General features: G+C 53.1%; 14 protein-coding genes. 6 read left to right on the top strand and 8 right to left on the bottom strand.

What is annotated here, in order from left to right; translation table 11 throughout:
- Positions 1–293 precede the first annotated feature (293 nt).
- The 3 genes from QET40_RS05815 to QET40_RS05805 all read right to left on the bottom strand — a co-directional run bounded on the left by QET40_RS05815 (position 294) and on the right by QET40_RS05805 (position 5157).
- A complete protein-coding gene (locus QET40_RS05815) occupies positions 294–2201 on the bottom strand; it encodes a KUP/HAK/KT family potassium transporter (RefSeq protein WP_280126230.1) in 1908 nt (635 codons plus the stop codon).
- A gap of 169 nt (positions 2202–2370) precedes the next feature.
- Entirely contained in the window at positions 2371–3759 is a 1389-nt protein-coding gene (gene lpdA, locus QET40_RS05810) for a dihydrolipoyl dehydrogenase (protein ID WP_280126229.1), read from the bottom strand.
- Positions 3760–3822: 63 nt separating this feature from the next.
- Positions 3823–5157 (bottom strand): amidohydrolase, encoded by a 1335-nt coding sequence (locus QET40_RS05805; RefSeq protein ID WP_280126228.1) that lies wholly within the window; start codon positions 5155–5157, stop codon positions 3823–3825.
- A gap of 198 nt (positions 5158–5355) precedes the next feature.
- On the opposite strand from QET40_RS05805, the gene QET40_RS05800 reads away from it, so the two are divergent.
- Positions 5356–6873, top strand: a complete 1518-nt coding sequence (locus QET40_RS05800) for a M60 family metallopeptidase (protein WP_280126227.1) — start codon at positions 5356–5358, stop codon at positions 6871–6873.
- Positions 6874–7065: 192 nt separating this feature from the next.
- Here QET40_RS05800 and QET40_RS05795 read toward each other — a convergent pair whose 3' ends face one another.
- From QET40_RS05795 to QET40_RS05785, 3 genes are all read right to left on the bottom strand, one after another.
- Positions 7066–7389, bottom strand: a complete 324-nt coding sequence (locus tag QET40_RS05795) for a hypothetical protein (RefSeq protein WP_280126226.1) — start codon at positions 7387–7389, stop codon at positions 7066–7068.
- Positions 7390–7497: 108 nt separating this feature from the next.
- Positions 7498–8499 carry a GGGtGRT protein gene (locus QET40_RS05790; protein WP_280126225.1) on the bottom strand — a complete coding sequence of 334 codons (1002 nt, stop codon included), beginning with the start codon at positions 8497–8499 and terminating at the stop codon, positions 7498–7500.
- A gap of 41 nt (positions 8500–8540) precedes the next feature.
- Positions 8541–9236, bottom strand: coding sequence for a hypothetical protein (locus QET40_RS05785; protein ID WP_345783056.1), 696 nt, complete (start codon positions 9234–9236; stop codon positions 8541–8543).
- A gap of 316 nt (positions 9237–9552) precedes the next feature.
- On the opposite strand from QET40_RS05785, the gene QET40_RS05780 reads away from it, so the two are divergent.
- The 5 genes from QET40_RS05780 (at position 9553) to QET40_RS05760 (ending at position 15017) form a co-directional block, all read left to right on the top strand.
- Complete coding sequence (locus tag QET40_RS05780; protein WP_280126223.1) at positions 9553–11439, top strand: SLC13 family permease; 1887 nt, start codon at positions 9553–9555, stop codon at positions 11437–11439.
- Positions 11440–11496: 57 nt separating this feature from the next.
- Complete coding sequence (locus QET40_RS05775) at positions 11497–12495, top strand: aldo/keto reductase (protein WP_280126222.1); 999 nt, start codon at positions 11497–11499, stop codon at positions 12493–12495.
- A gap of 51 nt (positions 12496–12546) precedes the next feature.
- Positions 12547–14196, top strand: a complete 1650-nt coding sequence (locus tag QET40_RS05770; protein ID WP_280126221.1) for a beta-N-acetylhexosaminidase — start codon at positions 12547–12549, stop codon at positions 14194–14196.
- A 144-nt stretch (positions 14197–14340) separates the two neighbouring features.
- Positions 14341–14721, top strand: a complete 381-nt coding sequence (locus tag QET40_RS05765; protein ID WP_280126220.1) for a hypothetical protein — start codon at positions 14341–14343, stop codon at positions 14719–14721.
- A 20-nt stretch (positions 14722–14741) separates the two neighbouring features.
- Complete coding sequence (locus tag QET40_RS05760; protein ID WP_280126219.1) at positions 14742–15017, top strand: hypothetical protein; 276 nt, start codon at positions 14742–14744, stop codon at positions 15015–15017.
- A 124-nt stretch (positions 15018–15141) separates the two neighbouring features.
- Here the strand turns inward: QET40_RS05760 and QET40_RS05755 are convergent, their stop codons facing one another.
- Positions 15142–16797: a trehalase family glycosidase gene (locus QET40_RS05755; RefSeq protein WP_280126218.1), complete on the bottom strand. Its 1656-nt coding sequence runs from the start codon at positions 16795–16797 to the stop codon at positions 15142–15144.
- A gap of 151 nt (positions 16798–16948) precedes the next feature.
- Complete coding sequence (locus QET40_RS05750) at positions 16949–17839, bottom strand: alpha/beta hydrolase (RefSeq protein WP_280126217.1); 891 nt, start codon at positions 17837–17839, stop codon at positions 16949–16951.
- Positions 17840–17854 lie beyond the last annotated feature (15 nt).

The following is a 17854-nucleotide window of genomic DNA, read 5'->3' as shown; positions in this document are numbered from 1 at the left end:
CAGCGGTGAACAGGGCACCATCTTCGCCGAAGCCAACGGCGATATCCGCTCCGGAGCCACAAGCATCAACGGATCACTCGGATTCAGGTACAACTTCTGATTAGGAACAGAAGACGCAAACACACAGGAAGCCGCCCCGGGCAACAAGAGAGAAGAATGGGGCGGCTTCCCATTTTTGATTTGATCCTCCGCATGAAACAAACCTTGCGGAGGATTCATTTTTATACCATCCGGCAGACCGGGTAGAAGAACCAGGCTGAGAAAGGGGGGAAATGCCCAAGAAGTAACCGGGATTATATTTTAACGGGCAGTCCGACTTCGATCACCTGATTGGGAAGAATGCTGTAGTAATCCCGCATGGGCTGGGCATTGCGTGAGAGGAAGGCATAAAGCTCCGCCTGCCATTCGTAAAGATGGCTTTTATCCCCGTGAATGACGATTTCCCGGTTGAAGAAGAACGTCGTTGCAGGAAGGGCAAGAGGAACGCCCGCCTTTTTGATCCCATGGCATATTTTTTCGGCATCCGGCTGTTCCATGTAGCCGTAGGAACAATGGACACGCCACAGGCCACTTCCCTGATCTACCACCTGCAAACGTTCTTCATCAATGACGTACGGTTCTTCCGTCGTGACAATAGTGAGAATGACGGCAGTCTTCTGGATGCACTTGTTGGCCTTGACGTGATGAATCAAGACAAGGGGAATCCCCTTGCCGGAAGACGACATGAAAACGCCGCACCCGGAGACCCGGACAAGTTTGGGATCCTTGACGAGAAAATCGACGGACATGCTCTCCAATGTCGCACTGGAAATAGCCTTCTCGACAGCCATGCGCCCACTCTTCCACGTATGCATGATGATGAACATAAACAAGCTAACCAGCAAAGCTATCCAACCGACATCCATAAATTTATGCATGGCGGAAATAAACAGGAACCAATCCATCAGCCAAAAGGCACCGCACAAGGCAAGCGCCTTGGAAGGAGTCCAGTGGCGACGGTTCACCAGAACGAAGTAGTAAAGAACGGTCGTCACAATCATGGCCCCGGTCACGGCAACGCCATAGGCAGCGGCCAGAGACGTACTCGTCCTGAACAAAATGACGATCCCCAGAGAAAAGGCCAGCATGGCGAAATTGACGATGGGAACGTAAATTTGCCCGGGAACTTCCGGATTTGTATGCAGGATTTTCAGGCGGGGGAAGAAGCCCAGGTGAATTGCGGAACTCGTCACGGAATAGGCCCCGGTAATCACGGCCTGGCTGGCAATAACAGCCGCTACAATGGCGAACAAGGACAATCCACCTTGCCAAATGCCAACGGGTAAAAGCTCGAAAAACGGGTTTTCCGCTCCGGGATGCCCCAAAACATAGGCACCCTGTCCGAAATAGTTAAGCAGCAAGCCGGGCATGACGAAATAATACCAGGCGGCAGCAATCGCTTTGCGCCCAAAGTGCCCCATGTCGGCGTACAATGCCTCCACACCTGTAACCGCCAGGACGACGGAACCGCACAACATGGTCACGCCGCCAGGAGGAAGTCCCGTCAGCAAGAGGCGGATGCCATAGCCGGGGTTCAGGGCTTTAATGACGACGGGATTGCCAATAATATGGTACAGGCCTATACCGCCGAGCACGGCAAACCAGACGAGCATCACCGGCCCGAACACCTTGCCGATCGCATGCGTCCCTTTCCTCTGGACAAAAAACAGCACCAGCAGCACCACAAGGGATATGGCGATGCACCAGTTGGTACTAAGGAAAATATCAAACCCCTTCAACCCTTCCACGGCGGACAGAACTGTGATAGCCGGCGTAATACTGCTTTCCCCAAACAGGAGAGCCGCCGCAAACAAAGCCAGAAGGACGCCGCCGCACAAGCCGCCTTTCCCTTTCGTCCAACCATTCTTCAAGCCGCTCAGTGCCAGCAAGGTAAAAATGCCGCCCTCTCCCTTGTTATCGGCTCTCATGATGTTCATCACGTACTTGAAACAGACCACCAGGGAGATCGTCCAGAAAATCAGAGAAAGCACTCCCAAAATATCCGCCTGGGGATCGCCGTTCGTCGGCAAGGCGCGCAGACATTCCCGCATCGTATAAAGAGGACTCGTTCCTATGTCTCCGAACACCACTCCAAGAGCACCGATGCAAAGACCGGCCTTCAACTTCTGCTCATGATCCTCCGGATACAATTCACTGCTCATAATTAACGGGATATTCTAGGGGGAACGGAACCGACATGCTACATATCACCGCCAGGTATGCAAGCCTGCTTATTACATTCAGGCTTCGGACGAATAAAAAGACGAACCGTCCATCCCGGTCATGGAATGGACGGCTGCCCGTAAAAAACATTCTGTCGAAAGGAAAAAATCACGCGTGGATCTGGAGCCCGTCGGCAGCCAGAGTCGCTTCGTGAATTGCTTCCGAAAGCGTCGGATGGGCAAAAATCGTGGCATGGATATCGCCGTCCGTCAATTCGGCCTGAAGACTGATACCGAGGCCGGAAATCAATTCTATGGCATTTTCACCCACGATATGGGCTCCGAGCAATTCTCCATACTGTTTACCGTAAAGCAACTTGACGAAACCGTCCGTTTCTCCGGCGGCCACAGCCTTGCCGATAGCGATCAAGGGGAACTTGCCAACCTTGTATTCTACTCCTTCTTCTTTCAGAGAACGTTCCGTCCTGCCGACGGAAGCCACCTGGGGATGGCAATATGTGCAGCTGGGGAAGAACTTCACCTGCTTGGGCTGGCAGCTGTCAACAAACATGCCTTCCACCGCCTGCACAGCCTCGAAAGAAGCCGTATGGGCCAGCAGCACGCCGCCAATCACGTCACCGGCGGCATAAACGCCTGGGATGGACGTTTCGTAGCGGTCGTTTACCTTGATGAAACCTTTGGGGGTCAATTCGAACTCCTTGCCTCCCGGCACGACGGGTTTAACCCCGATAGCCACCAGACAGACATCTGCCGTAATTTCCTCTTCGGCGCCGCGGCTCGTCTTTACCTTGGCCGTCACCTTGCCGTCTTCCGTTTCCTTGAGTTCTTCCACGGAAGCGCCCGTCAGACATTTGATGCCCTGCTTCTTGAAACAGCGTTCCAGCGCCTGGCTGCACTCGTCGTCCTCGTTGGGAAGAATGCGCGGCAATGCTTCAATCACTGTGACCTTGGTACCGAATGCGTTGTAGATATAGGAAAATTCGATGCCGATAGCGCCGGAGCCAATCACGATCATGCTTTCGGGACGTTCCGGCAATACCATGGCGTCACGGGAACCGATGATATTGCGTCCGTTCAACGGCATAGAGGGTACCGTTCGCGTGACAGCCCCCGTACAAACAAGAATATGGGAACCTTCCAGCGTCGTTACCGTACCGTCTCCCGCCTTCACTTCCACCTTGCCTTCTCCAAGGATGGAGGCTTCTCCGGTCACGGACTCGATCTTGTTCTTCTTGAACAGGAAGCCGATGCCCTGGGATAACCGGTCGCTCACCTTGCGGGACCGCCCGATCACCTCGCTCCAGTCAAAGCTGAGCCCTTCGACGGCAAGGCCGAATTCCTCTGCACGCTTGTCGATGGAGTGGAACACTTCCGCGTTCTTCAACAAAGCCTTGGTTGGGATGCACCCCCAGTTCAGGCAGGTTCCCCCTACCCGTTCGCGTTCGACACAGACAACTTTTTTGCCAAGCTGCGCAGCACGAATAGCGCCAACATATCCAGCGGGACCGCCGCCAATGACAATCAAATCATATTGCATACAGTACTCCTAACTTATTTGCCCGTCCGGGTAAAGGAAAAGACTCGCAATAATCCGGAGCCGTCATTTTCCGGCGGCACGATCGCGCACCCAGCCGACCAGATCTCCCAGAGCCAGTCGGGTATCCTCGTAACAGCCATCCAGATAACAACCTTTTTCATACAAGATTTTCCCATCGACCATCGTCATTATGCAATCCTTTCCGGATGCTGAATAGACGGCATGAGACACGGGATTAAACACCGGGATCATGTTCGGTTCGGTCAAGTCAAGGGCAATCATGTCCGCAGGAGCCCCCACGGAAAGTGTTCCCAGACCCGGCGTCCTAAAAATACGGGCTCCATCCACCGTCGCCATCCGCAAGGCATCCGCTGCTGGCATCGACGTGGCATCCAGCGTACTCCCTTTGGACAGAAGGGCAGCCAGCTTCATCGTTTCAAACATATCCAGAGTATTGTTGCTGCACGCGCCATCCGTTCCCAGAGCCACGGAAACCCCGGCACTCCGCATTTCATCCACCCGGGCAAAACCGGAGGCCAGTTTCAGATTGCTGGCCGGATTATGAACCACCTGGGCACCGGAACGCGCCACCAACTCCAGTTCGGAATCCGTCAAATCCACCATATGCGCCAGTACGGACCGTGAAGACAAAAGGCCCATATCCGCCGCATAGGAAACGGGACGCCGTCCTCCATGCTGCTCGCACGACTGGGCCACTTCCCCGGACGATTCCGAAAGATGAATGTGCAGCATCAAATCAAGTTCTTCCGCCAGATCCCGGCAGGAGGCAAGCACATCGTCATTCGTCGTATAAACGCTATGGGGCATCAAGGCGGTCTGGACGCGGGAACCGGCCGGGAATCTTTCCGCGTGGTTCCGATACAACTCGGCTGCCCCCTCCATCCCGGAATAAGCCGGAGACGGGAACGCGAATACGACTTCCCCTCCCACGCAACGCATGCCCATGGACAGAGCCGTCTCCAAAACAGATTCCTCCAAAAGATATGAATCGACAAACGACGTCGTCCCCGTCCGCATCATTTCATACATCCCCATCCGGGCGCCAAGAGCCACAATTTCACGCGTCAAATGAGCTTCCACCGGAAAAATGTGGCGAGTCAACCACTCCATCAGAGGCAAATCATCCGCAAATCCGCGCAAAAATGTCATCGGAACGTGGGTATGGGCATTGACAAGTCCCGGCATCAGGAGGGACTCCCCCAGATCGCGGACATCGCCGGATCTCCACTCAGTCAAAACTTCGCTCCGTTTCCCGAAGGCAGCCACTTTCCCTTCCTTGACGGCGACAGCCACGCCGCCTGTCAGGACGGGACGGGATTCATCCTGGGAAATCAGGCATTCGCCCGTCACGATCATATCACAAAGCTCGGATTGCATAAGCAGTATCCTAGCAACCAAGCCGGATTCAGGAAAGGCTAAACCCCGCCGAAACGGGTCTTGTCATAATAACAACACTCATGAAAGGAACACCAGCAACAGAACGTATTGGCTAACATATCAACCCCTAAATGGCCGGAAAATACCGGGGAATCCCCTGTCCTTCCCGGCCGTTCCCATCCATCCAAGGATTTCCATATGAACAAATTCCTCATCCTGACACTCACGGCCATCTCCCTAGGCAGCGTCTTCGCCGCCAATACGCAGCAGGGCCTTGAAGCCGACATGAAACTTTTTAAGGACTCCACCTGTACGGCTCTCAAAGATGGAGTCAACAGTACCCAGCAATTCCAATCGGATGCCCTGAAGGCCCTTGCCGACAAAATTCTCGCCAATCAATTCCAGCCTGCCTATCTGTCCGCGGAATACGAAGCCTACCCCACTCCCCAAGTCATCGGACAGACTCTGCGTCTGGGAGACGGTTTCAGCAAATACGAAAACATGACCGGCGTGTACCTCGACAAAGGAGAACACATTGTCATCGTCGGCAAAACCCAGGGACGTGAGATCAAACTCCTCCTGCCCAACCTGACGCGCAAGCCGGCCCCCGGCATCGAACCGACCAAGGACCCCAACGGATGGGGACTTCACAAAGTCGTCGTGCCCCTTCACGAAGGAGTCAACATCGTGCAGGTGGAAACACCGACCAACGCATACATCAGCTACTTTGCCGACGACTACGACAAAGCCCCCAAAATCCCCGTTACTTTCGTCACAGGCAAAGTCAACGGATACTTCGACACCACCCGAGGAGATACCAACAAGGACTGGGACAAACTTCTGGACAATGCCGTCAGTCCCTTCATGGATGCCCGCGGCAAGCACATTCAGGTCGCCTACCCCGTCGAATTCCTGAAAAAATTCGCTTCCGGCAAAGGAGAAGAACTCATCAATGCCTATGACCGCCTCATCGGCATCCAGTATGAGCTCATGGGCCTCGTCAAATACAACAAGGTTCCCAAGAACAGGGTGCTTGCACGCACTAACTACAATTACTACATGTTCCGGGACGGAGATGGCGTCGCCTACCTCGGCAACAACGGCACCATGCGCATGGTGACGGATCCAGCCGCCGTCGTCAAAGGAGATCCGTGCTGGGGATTCTCCCACGAAGTAGGCCACGTCATGCAAATGCGTCCCATGACCTGGGGAGGCATGACGGAAGTCAGCAACAACATCTTCTCCCTCCAGGCCGCCGCCCTGATGGGTAACGGCAGTCGCCTCAAGGACCAGAACAGCTTTGCCAAAGCCCGGGAAGAAATCATCGGCAAGGGTATCTCCTACCTGCATTCCCCAGATGTCTTCAACAGGCTCGTTCCCTTATGGCAGCTGCATCTCTACTTCACGAAAAACGGCTACCCCGACTTCTACGGAGATGTCATGGAATACCTCCGCAACAACGCCGGACAGTATCAAGGCAACGATACCATCAAGTACCAGTTCGAATTCATCAAAGCCTGCTGCGCCGCCACCAAGACCGACCTCACCGACTTCTTCGACAAGTGGGGATTCTTCTGGACCGGCAACATCACCTTGAACGATTACGCCAAATACAATTTCAATATCACCAAAGAAATGGTTGACGAAACTAAAAAGTGGATCGCCGACCAAGGCTTCAAAAAACCCGCCGCCGACATCACGCTGACGGACGAATAACCCAACTCACCCTCTCGTTTTCCTCCAAAAAACACAACGGCTCATGGCCCTCCTCTGTTTTCAGAAGGCCATGAGCCGTTTCATTTTTCCCCCTTTTATCACCGTAGCAATAACGCCATACTTCCATGCTGCCTCCGTATAGGAAGCGACCGACGTGCCCAAAATCGCCACTGCCGGCGGGATCGTTTCAATTCACGCCTCCGTATAGGAAGCGACGCCATTATCAACAATCACCCCAATAAACAAGAGTTTCAATTCACGCCTCCGTATAGGAAGCGACGGCGGATTTTGGAGGTATTGAATATAAATGCCCCGGGAGGGAATTTCCGCCAACCTCCCTCTGGGAATACCTGCCGTTTGGTATTCTTCGTGAAATAGGTTGTATAAATATTCAGAATCAAGGAGAAAGCAATCCGCCAATCCCTTGGCAAAATCGTGTCCACTTGGGGTTGGCGCCGGAGCATCTTTCCTAGGAATAATCCGAGAAAATACCCTACGTTCAAGATGCGAAATCATGGAGCAATTGAAAAGATCTTTCCTTTCAAAATCCCGAATGAACAGCAAACAAAAACCCCGGGCCACATAAAATGACCCGGAGTCTGAAAAACAGAATGAGCCTGCCCTTTACTTGGTCAGAGCTTCCTGAACAGCCACGGCGACAGCCACGGAGGCGCCAACCATGGGGTTGTTCCCCATGCCGATCAAGCCCATCATTTCTACGTGGGCGGGAACGGAGGAAGAACCGGCAAACTGGGCATCGGAGTGCATGCGTCCCATGGTGTCGGTCATGCCGTAGGAGGCGGGACCGGCGGCCATATTGTCCGGGTGCAAGGTACGCCCCGTACCACCACCGGAGGCAACGGAAAAGTATTTCTTGCCCTTTTCAATGCATTCCTTCTTGTACGTACCGGCCACCGGATGCTGGAAGCGGGTCGGGTTGGTGGAGTTACCGGTAATGGAAACGTCCACACCTTCATTCCACATGACGGCAACGCCTTCACGGACGTCGTCGCAACCGTAGCAGCGGACAGCAGCCTTAGGTCCTTTGGAGAAGGCCTTTTCTCGGACGATGTTGAGCTTGCCGGTAGCATAGTCGAATTTGGTTTCCACGTACGTGAAGCCGTTAATTCGGGAGATGATGTAGGCAGCATCCTTGCCGAGGCCATTGAGGCAGACGCGAAGGGGTTCCTTACGGACTTTGTCGGCGTTGCGGGCGATGCCGATGGCGCCTTCAGCGGCGGCAAAAGATTCGTGACCGGCGAGGAAGCAGAAGCATTTGGTTTCGTCACGCAGAAGCATGGCGGCCAGATTGCCGTGCCCGATACCCACCTTGCGGTCATCGGCTACGGAACCGGGGATACAGAAGGACTGGAGACCTTCACCGATGGCTTCGGCAGCATCAGCAGCCTTGGAGCAGTTCTTCTTGATGGCGATAGCAGCGCCGACAACGTAGGCCCAGCCGGCGTTTTCGAAAGCGATCGGCTGAATGCCCATCACGATTTTGCGGACATCGATGCCCTTGTCAAGGCAGATTTGTTCCGCTTCTTCAATAGAGCCGATGCCGTATTTGGCAAGGGTTTCATTGATTTGCTTGATGCGGCGGTCGTATGATTCAAAGAGTGCCATGTTAGTTATCCTTTCTCAGATATGGTTTTCCGGGGGTGGGTTTATTCGTGGCGCGGATCAATGTGTTTCACGCCTTCTTCGTCAAAGCGACCATACTGACCGGTGCACTTCTGAACGGCTTCGTTAGCATCAACGCCCTTCTTGATCATTTCCATCATGGGGCCGATCTTGATGAACTGGTAGCCGACGATTTCACCTTCGGGATCAACGGCAAGCTTGGTGATGTAGCCTTCGGCCATTTCCAAATAACGAGCGCCTTTGGCACGGGTGCCATACAGCGTACCCACTTGGGAACGCAAACCTTTGCCGAGGTCTTCCAGACCTGCGCCAATGGGCAGGCCGCCTTCGGAGAAGGCACTCTGGGTACGGCCATAGGCGATTTGCAGGAAGAGTTCGCGCATGGCCGTATTGATGGCGTCGCAAACGAGGTCGGTGTTGAGAGCTTCAAGAATGGTTTTGCCGGGAAGGATTTCAGAGGCCATGGCTGCGGAGTGAGTCATGCCGGAGCAGCCGCACGTTTCCACAAGGGCTTCCTCAATAATGCCGTTCTTGACGTTGAGCGTCAATTTGCACGTTCCCTGCTGAGGAGCGCACCAGCCCACACCATGGGTAAGACCAGAGATGTCCGTGATCTCCTTGGCCTGGGTCCACTGCCCTTCCTGGGGAATGGGAGCCGGACCGTGATTGCATCCCTTTTTGACGCAACACATTTGTTCGATTTCGTGAGTAAACTGCATGGTTATCTGTTTGCTGTAGGTGTTTGGGCAATCCGGCATGTCCCCGATCGGGAACGAGCCAAGCCCTCTGGGAAATAGTGTAAACGATTTCAAGCCGATTGGCAAACAAGATTCTAAGGATTCCCGTCAAATACGCAGTTCGGGACAAGGAATGCCTGGGGGAGCCCTCCGTTCCGGGTATTCTCCCGTACAACGTTCTCGGTAAGGAGGAAAATTCGCTTCACTTGACACAAAGCTCTACGAAGGGTAGGAACAAGGGGCTTGCGTTTCCAATGCCCGTCGAACAGGACAACGCCAAACGACCTTTTCCTTCGATATGTTTGATTGTTTTCACACCTCGCTTCTCGCCGCGCTTCCCATAGAGGAATGGATCCATAGTTCACCCGTCCAGCAATGGATAGTCGGCATCCTTCTGATCTTTATTTTCATTTCCTTCGTCAAAGAGTGGCTGCCCGTTGAAATCACGGCATTAAGCGCAACGGGATTGTTAATGGTTTTCGGCATTCTGAACACAAAGCAGGTACTCTCCAGTTTTGGCAACAGCGGTCCTCTGACGGTTGTTTGCATGTTCATTCTCAGCGCTTCCCTGGAAAAAACAGGCTTGATCGCCGATCTGTCCAAAATCTTCAACCGCGTATCTAAAGGAAGGGAAATATATGCCTTGGTCGTCATCACGCTCGGGGCTTTCGCCGTATCTCCGTTCGTCAACAACACTCCCGTCGTCGTCATCCTGATGCCCGTCGTCCTCTCCTTCTGCCGGGAACACGAAATTGCCCCGTCCAAACTGCTCATTCCCCTCTCCTTTGCCACAATTCTGGGGGGTACCTGCACGGTCGTCGGCACCTCAACCAATGTCGTCGTCCTCGGACAGGTTCAAAAGCTGGGTTACGATGCCATTAAAATGTTCACACTGGCCCCGATGGGGTTGCTCTACGCCGCATTCGGACTCATCTATTTGTGGACGATCGGGCGCAAGTTGCTGCCCAACCGCGAGACGCTTTCCACCCTTCTTCCCCAGGGATCCCAAAAGGACTTTTTGCTGCAAATGCGCATCATCAAAGACTCTCCCTTCATCGGGGAGTCCCCTCTGGAATTGATCCGCCGGGAACTCAGCGGAATGAAAATCGTCGAAGTCCGGCGCAAAGGCGTTACTCTCCAAGAGGAACTCCCCAACATCCAGCTTCTTGAGGGAGACCGCGTCCTCGTCCTTTGCGGAACCCGTAAAATAGCCCAGGCTCGCGAGGCCAAGGGCGTCGATCTCGGCTGGGATGAAACGCGCGGTCTGGAAGCCCTGGAACAACGCGATGTGCTTATCGTCGAAGGCATGGTAGACATCGATTCCGAATTCGCGGGACACACGCTCACCGAGCTCAAATTCCGCCAGCGCTTCAATGTCCTTGTCCTGGCCATCCACCGCCACGGCAAAAACATCACCCAGAACATAGGTCAAAGCACTCGCCTCAACGAGGGAGATACCCTCCTTCTGGAAGGCCCAGAAGACGGCATGGATCGCATCCTCAAAAAGCGCCGTCTTATCCCCCTGAGCCGGAGATCGGCCGAGCTGCACAACAGGCACAAACGCGGCTGGGCCATTACCGCCATGGGAATCTTCATTCTCTTCGGCCTGCTGGGATCCTTCGACAAATACGGAGCATTCTTCGCCTTCTTCTCGCAGTTCGATCCGTTCTACCTGTCCTTCATCGCCGCCCTGCTCGTCGTTATTACGGGATGTATCAAGCCACGAGAAGCCTACCGATCCGTAGACTGGGGCATCATTTTCCTCATCCTCGGCATGCTCTGCATCGGCGATGCCATGAGCCAGACCGGTCTGGCGCGGACCATTGCGGAAACCGTTGTCAGTACGGTCGGCCCCTTCGGCCCCGTTTTCATGCTCTCCGCACTCTACCTTCTCTGTTCCATTCTGACGGAGATGGTCTCCAACAACGCCGTAGCAGCCGTCATGGCTCCACTAGCCTATGAAATGGCCGTCAAATTCGGCGTTGACCCGATGCCGTTCATCATGGCAGTCATGTTCGGAGCCAGCGCGAGCTTTTCCACCCCCATCGGTTACCAGACCAACACGTACGTTTATAATGCGGGCGGATACAAATTCTCGGATTTCCTCCGCGTCGGCCTGCCGCTGAACATCACGCTTTGGATTCTCTTCACGTTGACGGCCCCCTTCTTTTTCCCGTTTCATTAAGTACGTGTCTTATTGTTGTCGTGACATCCCGGAGGGAGTCATGTAATGATACAGGATATGGCTTATCAAGCGGACTCCTCCAGATACCGGCACTTCGATTACGTGCGCTGCGGGCGGCGCGGCTTGCTCCTGCCGCCCCTGTCCTTGGGATTGTGGCATAACTTCGGCACCGTCACCGATGCCGAGGTCAGCCGTCAGATGATTTTGACGTCCTTTGACGCCGGCATAACCCACTTCGACCTCGCCAACAACTATGGCCCGCCCCCCGGCTCCGCCGAGGAATGTTTCGGACGCATCCTCTCCTCGGATCTCCTGCCCTACCGGGATGAAATCATCATTTCCACCAAAGCCAGCCACCTCATGTGGGATGGTCCATACGGAGAATGGGGCTCCCGCAAGCACATGCTCGCCAGCCTCGACCAATCCCTGAAACGCATGGGACTTGATTACGTGGATATCTTCTATGCCCACCGCTACGATCCGGATACCCCGGTGGAAGAAACCATGGGAGCCCTCATTTCCGCCGTCCGAAGCGGCAAGGCTCTATACGCCGGGATTTCGAAATATCCGGACTATGCAGCGCGAACCGCTTGCCGCATTCTGGAAGAAGCGGGTGTGCCGTGCCTCCTCCACCAGTTCCGTTACAACATGTTCGACCGGGAAGCGGAAACAGCCCAATTCCCCGTTATCCGCCAGGAACAAATGGGGGGCATTGTCTTCTCGCCGCTGGCCCAGGGCCTGCTTACCAATAAATACCTCCAGGGCATCCCGTCCGACTCCCGCGCCGGAGGCCCCTCCGTTTTCCTCACAGAAGACCGCGTCCGCGAAAAACTGCCCCAGATCCGGCAACTTGCCAAAATCGCAGACAACCGCGGTCAGGATCTTGCGCAAATGGCTATCTCCTGGGTTCTCAGATGCCCCGAAGTGACATCCTGCATCATCGGAGCCAGTCGGCCGGAACAAATTACGGACTGCCTCAAGGCACTGAATAACAATTCATGGTCGCAAGAAGAACTCGACAGTATCGATTCCATTTCCAAATTATCCGAAAAATAATAGCATCCATCCTGAAAGATGATACATCCCAGCCCCGTACTAGAAAAAATTATGAAAAGCCGCTCTCTTCCCCTGATTGCCTCCCTGACATTGGTTACAACCGCCCTAGCCGCACCTTCGGGACCGGTACAGGAAGGCAGCGCCATCATCCCCAAACCGGTCTCGCTCCAGGAAAAACTGGGCGAACCCGGCTTCAGCCTCTCCCAAGGTATCCGCATCGCCCCCGGCTCCATCTCCGGCATGGCCAGCCGTGTTCTCCAGAATGTTGGCATCAAGACGCAAATCAGCGACAAAAATCCGGAACTGGTCTTTTCCACAGATGACAAGCTCGGCAAGGAAGCCTACCGGCTGAATGTCACCCCCCAGAAAATCACCGTCGAGTCTTCCACTCCCCAGGGAGCCTTCTACGCCCTGCAAAGCCTTGCCCAAAGCGTTACCAAAGACGACAAGGGAACAATCTGTTTCCCGACAATGGCTATTGAAGACGCCCCGCGTTTCTCCTGGCGAGGCCTGATGGTGGACAGCTGCCGTCACATGATGCCTGCCAAAGACATCAAAAAAGTCATTGATCTTCTGGCACGCTACAAGTTCAACACCCTGCACTGGCACCTCACCGACGATCAGGGCTGGCGCATCGAAATCAAGAAATATCCGAAGCTGACGGAAGTCGGCAGTTCCCGTACGCATTCCCCTATCATGGGCCAGAGGAACAAGCCGGATGGTGTCCCCTACTCCGGTTACTACACTCAGGATGAAATCAAGGATGTCGTCAAATACGCCAAACAGCGTGGCATCACCATCATCCCGGAAATCGAAGTCCCCGGGCATGCCGCCGCCGCCATCACAGCCTACCCTGAACTCGGCAACAAGGACATTGAGAACTACGACCCGAAAGTCGTATGCAGTTGGGGTGTCTTCCCGTACATCTTTGCCCCGACGGAAGAAACCTTCAAGTTCCTCGACGATGTGTTGACGGAAGTTGCCGAACTCTTCCCGGATAGCCCCTTCATCCATGTCGGCGGAGACGAAGCCCCCAAGGATCAATGGAAAAAGTCCGCGACAGCTCAAAAAATCATGAAGGAAAACGGGCTGAAGAACGAAGAAGAACTCCAAAGCTACTTCATCAGACGCGTCGAAAAACTTGTCAACAGCAAGGGCAAACGCCTCATCGGATGGGATGAAATCAATGAAGGCGGACTTTCCCCGACTGCCTCCATGATGGTCTGGCGCGACATCCGCTGGGCTCGCCATGCCATCGAACGCGGCAATGACGTCGTCATGACCCACACCGATTCCCTCTACCTCGACTACTCCCAAGGCCCTGGGGCCCCCAACAAGCCCGAATACGAAGTCATCGGCGGGAATGTTCCCCTGGAAAAGGTCTATGCCTTCAACCCGGTTCCCTCCGGCATCACCAAGGAACAGGAAAAACACGTCCTCGGCTGCCAAGGCAATGTCTGGTCGGAGTACATCCCGGACATCAACAAGTTCCAATACCAAGTCTTCCCCCGCGCACTGGCCCTCGCTGAAATTGCCTGGACCCCGCTGGAGTTGAAAAATGAAGCGGACTTCAAGAATCGCCTCAACAAGCAACTTCCCTACCTCGACGAACAGAAGGTCAACTACCGCCGTCCCGACAACGGAGCTCCCGCACGCCCCGATGTCGTCATCAAAACAACGGCTCCGGAAAAAAATCAATAATCATCGGGAAAACCTGTTTTTACTTGCCAACAAGGCTATCCTGCGATCATAACGCAGGATAGTCTTTTTGTTTTCCGTATGCCTGTTTTCAATAAAATTGGGGACACTTTCAAATCGTTCTCCGTCATTGATCGCGTTGTAATCGTGTTTCTGATTCTATGGATGCTTCTCGTTGCCATCATGGGAGAGTGGACCGACTATAATATACTATTATTCCAATTCTGCATGTCCATGTTGTACGCAGGGCTTGCCATCATTTGGCTCCTGCTGGCAATAAGCGTCATCTATGCGTTAGGCTGGAAGAGCATCATCCTGTCTCCTGTATTTGTTATCGGTTGCTATATCTTCGGCTTCAACTCCGTTTTTTTGGGACACCACCACGGAGAATCTATTGAAAATTATACCCGCGTTTTCACTCCCTTTGTCTACACCACACCATCGATGGTCATTGCCATCATCATCTTCCTGATCATCTTTTTGAAAAACCATCGCTGTCCTTTCAGAAGAAATGCTTTTCCTTCCTGAAAATCCTGTTTCTCATCGCCATGGGCTATTTATGCTTCTCCTTATGCCTGCGCTACAGTGAAGAAAGCCTCGAACAAAAATCCAGAATCGCCCTGATCCGGGAAGTCTATGGCATGCCCGATGATTTCATCCTGATCAGCAAGGAAAAGAGCAGTAGATATCAAGACAAGAATGTGAAGGGGTTCCAATTCGTTCGGAAGGGAGAAACCCTGACCAACGCCAGGCAAATTTTCCACGTCAATATTTCACGGCAGGGTTTCATCGTGAACATTGACATCAAAAACAACCAGCAGTGATTCAGCACGCCATTCCCTGCCTCACACATATACAACAAAGCCATCGGAAACCTGTCTGCGGAATAGCCTTGTTGTTTTGGCTCTCTGTCGGGGGTTTTCCGACAAATTGCGTGTGGATGACAAATTAAAGAACCTTTTGAGGGGTAATTTTGTTGATGCCGGGACTGATAATAAACATCTCACCGTTGATCACGAGTTTGTAAGAATTGTTCGAAGTTACATTGACAACATTCTTCTCACGATCATAGACAATATCTGTCGTTATGTTGGCAAACTTCAACTTCCGTATGCCGTGTGTACCATTCCTGCCCTTTAAGGCCCAATCAATGCGCTTCTCAAGACCGTTGATCTTCCTGAATCCCATCACGTTTTCAATCATCATGGAAATAGGGCCCAAAGCCGACCAGCCGCAGAAGTCGGGGCGAGCCGTTCTACCATGTTCCGTAGACGGCGAATCCTGAGAAGGGCTGTAGCATTCCCAAATCGTATGCTTGCCTTCGAATCCTTTCATATACACGCGAAGTATCTGTTGAAGAATGTTTTCCGACAATTCATCAGCCAGGTCACAATAGCCGTATTTTTCGAGGGATTTGGCTGTCATGTAAGCCAAAGGTAGCCAGATTCCACCGCGCCAGTAGTCCCCCGTTGCATCATTGTATAAGAGGTGGGAGCGAGAGAGCGATAGGAAAGGGTATTTTCCACCCAGGTCGCTCTTTCCGTCAGCATCGGCTTGCAGGTACTTCACCATGCAAGCCGCTTGTTCGCTGTCGGGGATTTCCGCCATCATCACCCAGAAGGATGCGCATGTTCTCACCTTCGAAAACGTACCCGTTTTGCGCGACAGGTCGTAGTAAAACCCATCGACATCATCCCAATAGTATTGATTGATCGTCTTCTTGAGACCGTTATAGATCTGCATCCACTTTTCCTGTTTTTCCGTATTACCACGGGTTGCATGGATGCGGGCAATGCAAAGAGCTGATAGAGCCTGTTGAGCGAGAGCATCCACCCAGACGATATCCATATCGCGATCAGAATCCGGATTGCGAGGCGTATTGTCCATTCCGGAAGCCCCACGCGACCATGTAAAGCCGATGAAGGGGTATTTTTCCTGATAATCCGCTTCTCCCTCCGCGACCAATTTGCCATTGGGAGCCTGGCGCACAATACCCCGGAAGATAGGCTGATAGCTGGCATAGGGTTGCATGTCACCTTTCTTCACGTTCTGGAAAAAGTTAAAGTGTTTTTCCAGAAAATTTTCCTGATCCATGACGTGGGCGATTCGTTTTTTATCCGCCAGCATCGTATAGTTTTCCCATTCTGCCCAGGCCAAAATGGGAGGGTTATCCCGGAGGCATATTTTCAGTCCCGTTTCTACTTGTTTGTGAATGGGATAATAGATATTTTCCAAAGTTTGAAGGCCGGGAAAAACCGATGGTGCATAACGGGAATAGAGTACCATGAATGCCGAGTCCCATATCCAGATTTGATCGTCGTAAACGTTTTCATCCAGATAGGGAGAAGAAGGAAGGCCAGGCTTCAGATCCTTGCCAGTTCGGGTACGGGAGGCAGTAATCTTCCAGGCAATGTTGTACAGATTGACCAGATTCTCGTTGGGATGAACAAGTTGCGGAACACCCCCTTCCCAATCCAGCTGTGCGGCATCGCTATTGGTTGAGGAGGGATTCCACTCGGGAAAGGCAGAAACCTGCTCTTGAGCTGGAACTTCCTTTACCGACAAATAAAATGCCAGTACCAATAAAACCACTTTTTTCAACATATTCATCATTTAGCAAGAATAGATAATATCATCCGTAGAGAGGGAAAGAAAAATCTCCAAGTTGATGTAAAATATACATTTACATCTTGAGGCCACAATATAAAAATGGCGAAGCAGGACTTTTCTCGACATTCACATATATCACCAGTACTCACGAGAGCAGGACATTGTCAACCCCGTCGTCTTCCTCCCAAATCCCCTGTTCGACCATAAAAGTATCCCATTCGCTGAGGAGAAACTCAAAGTAACGGGCATTCACATTGAAATGATAATAGGAATGGTCGGCAAGATCGAGGTAGGCGTAGTGCCCGACATTTTTCTTTTTCGTCCACTCCCGGCAGAATTCCTCCGTCATCCGGGCAGAAATCATCCTGTCCTGTCCACCGTGCGAAGCAAACAAGGGAGGCAACCCCTTCCGAAGGCGACGCGAGGGAGACAGAGCCTTGCGTTCTTCCTCGTTCATCCCGTGCAGAACGCGGTCTGCGATCCGGGCATCGGTATCCACAATTCCCCGGAAAAGAGCCACACAAGCAGGCCCCGGAGGCAAAGGAGGCGCTTTGCGGAACCAACGGCGGCGTTTGGGAACATCAGGAAGAGCTACATGCAGAGCCATCAAGCCGCCAACATCGCTCCCCGCCACCGTAATGCGGGACGGATCCATTCCCAACTCGACGGCATTGCTTCTCACCCAGGCCCAGAGCTCGCGGGCTTCATATAAGATATCACGCGGAGCCACATCGTAATTCACCGGCATACGGTACTCCGGAAGGATGCAGGCAACACCCCGGCTCACCAGATGCAGAGCCCAAGGAACAAACTCAACAACATTGTATGACGACCACAAGCCGCCGTGAAAAAAAACGACTCCCGGAACAGAATCCTCGCTCTTGTGTTCCGGGGGAAAAAACACCCGAGCCTTCAATACTTCTCCGTCCCCGAATTCACGCCAGACAAACTCGGGTTGCAAACGAAGCAATTTTTGATACCGGTGTTCAGCCAGCCGGTCGGAGGGAGACAGCAAATCCATAGGAAACGACATCATGATGCATTTGTGTTG

Origin of the sequence: Akkermansia sp. N21169, from assembly GCF_029854675.1 — a bacterium.
Classification (GTDB): Bacteria; Verrucomicrobiota; Verrucomicrobiia; order Verrucomicrobiales; family Akkermansiaceae; genus Akkermansia.
The sequence above is the reverse complement of the archived record's forward strand: the minus strand, read 5'-3'. Positions and strand labels throughout refer to the sequence as shown.

Bases quoted from the DNA above. Each gene is read 5' to 3' on its own strand.
- QET40_RS05785 (WP_345783056.1), bottom strand. From the start codon at position 9,236: ATGCAGTTTACTCACGAAATCGAACAAATGTGTTGCGTCAAAAAGGGA.
- QET40_RS05805 (WP_280126228.1), bottom strand. From the start codon at position 5,157: ATGCAATCCGAGCTTTGTGATATGATCGTGACGGGCGAATGCCTGATT.
- QET40_RS05780 (WP_280126223.1), top strand. From the start codon at position 9,553: ATGTTTGATTGTTTTCACACCTCGCTTCTCGCCGCGCTTCCCATAGAG.
- QET40_RS05800 (WP_280126227.1), top strand. From the start codon at position 5,356: ATGAACAAATTCCTCATCCTGACACTCACGGCCATCTCCCTAGGCAGC.
- QET40_RS05760 (WP_280126219.1), top strand. From the start codon at position 14,742: ATGGGCTATTTATGCTTCTCCTTATGCCTGCGCTACAGTGAAGAAAGC.
- QET40_RS05750 (WP_280126217.1), bottom strand. From the start codon at position 17,839: ATGATGTCGTTTCCTATGGATTTGCTGTCTCCCTCCGACCGGCTGGCT.
- QET40_RS05770 (WP_280126221.1), top strand. From the start codon at position 12,547: ATGAAAAGCCGCTCTCTTCCCCTGATTGCCTCCCTGACATTGGTTACA.
- QET40_RS05815 (WP_280126230.1), bottom strand. From the start codon at position 2,201: ATGAGCAGTGAATTGTATCCGGAGGATCATGAGCAGAAGTTGAAGGCC.
- QET40_RS05790 (WP_280126225.1), bottom strand. From the start codon at position 8,499: ATGGCACTCTTTGAATCATACGACCGCCGCATCAAGCAAATCAATGAA.
- QET40_RS05755 (WP_280126218.1), bottom strand. From the start codon at position 16,797: ATGTTGAAAAAAGTGGTTTTATTGGTACTGGCATTTTATTTGTCGGTA.
- QET40_RS05775 (WP_280126222.1), top strand. From the start codon at position 11,497: ATGGCTTATCAAGCGGACTCCTCCAGATACCGGCACTTCGATTACGTG.
- QET40_RS05795 (WP_280126226.1), bottom strand. From the start codon at position 7,389: ATGATTTCGCATCTTGAACGTAGGGTATTTTCTCGGATTATTCCTAGG.
- lpdA (WP_280126229.1), bottom strand. From the start codon at position 3,759: ATGCAATATGATTTGATTGTCATTGGCGGCGGTCCCGCTGGATATGTT.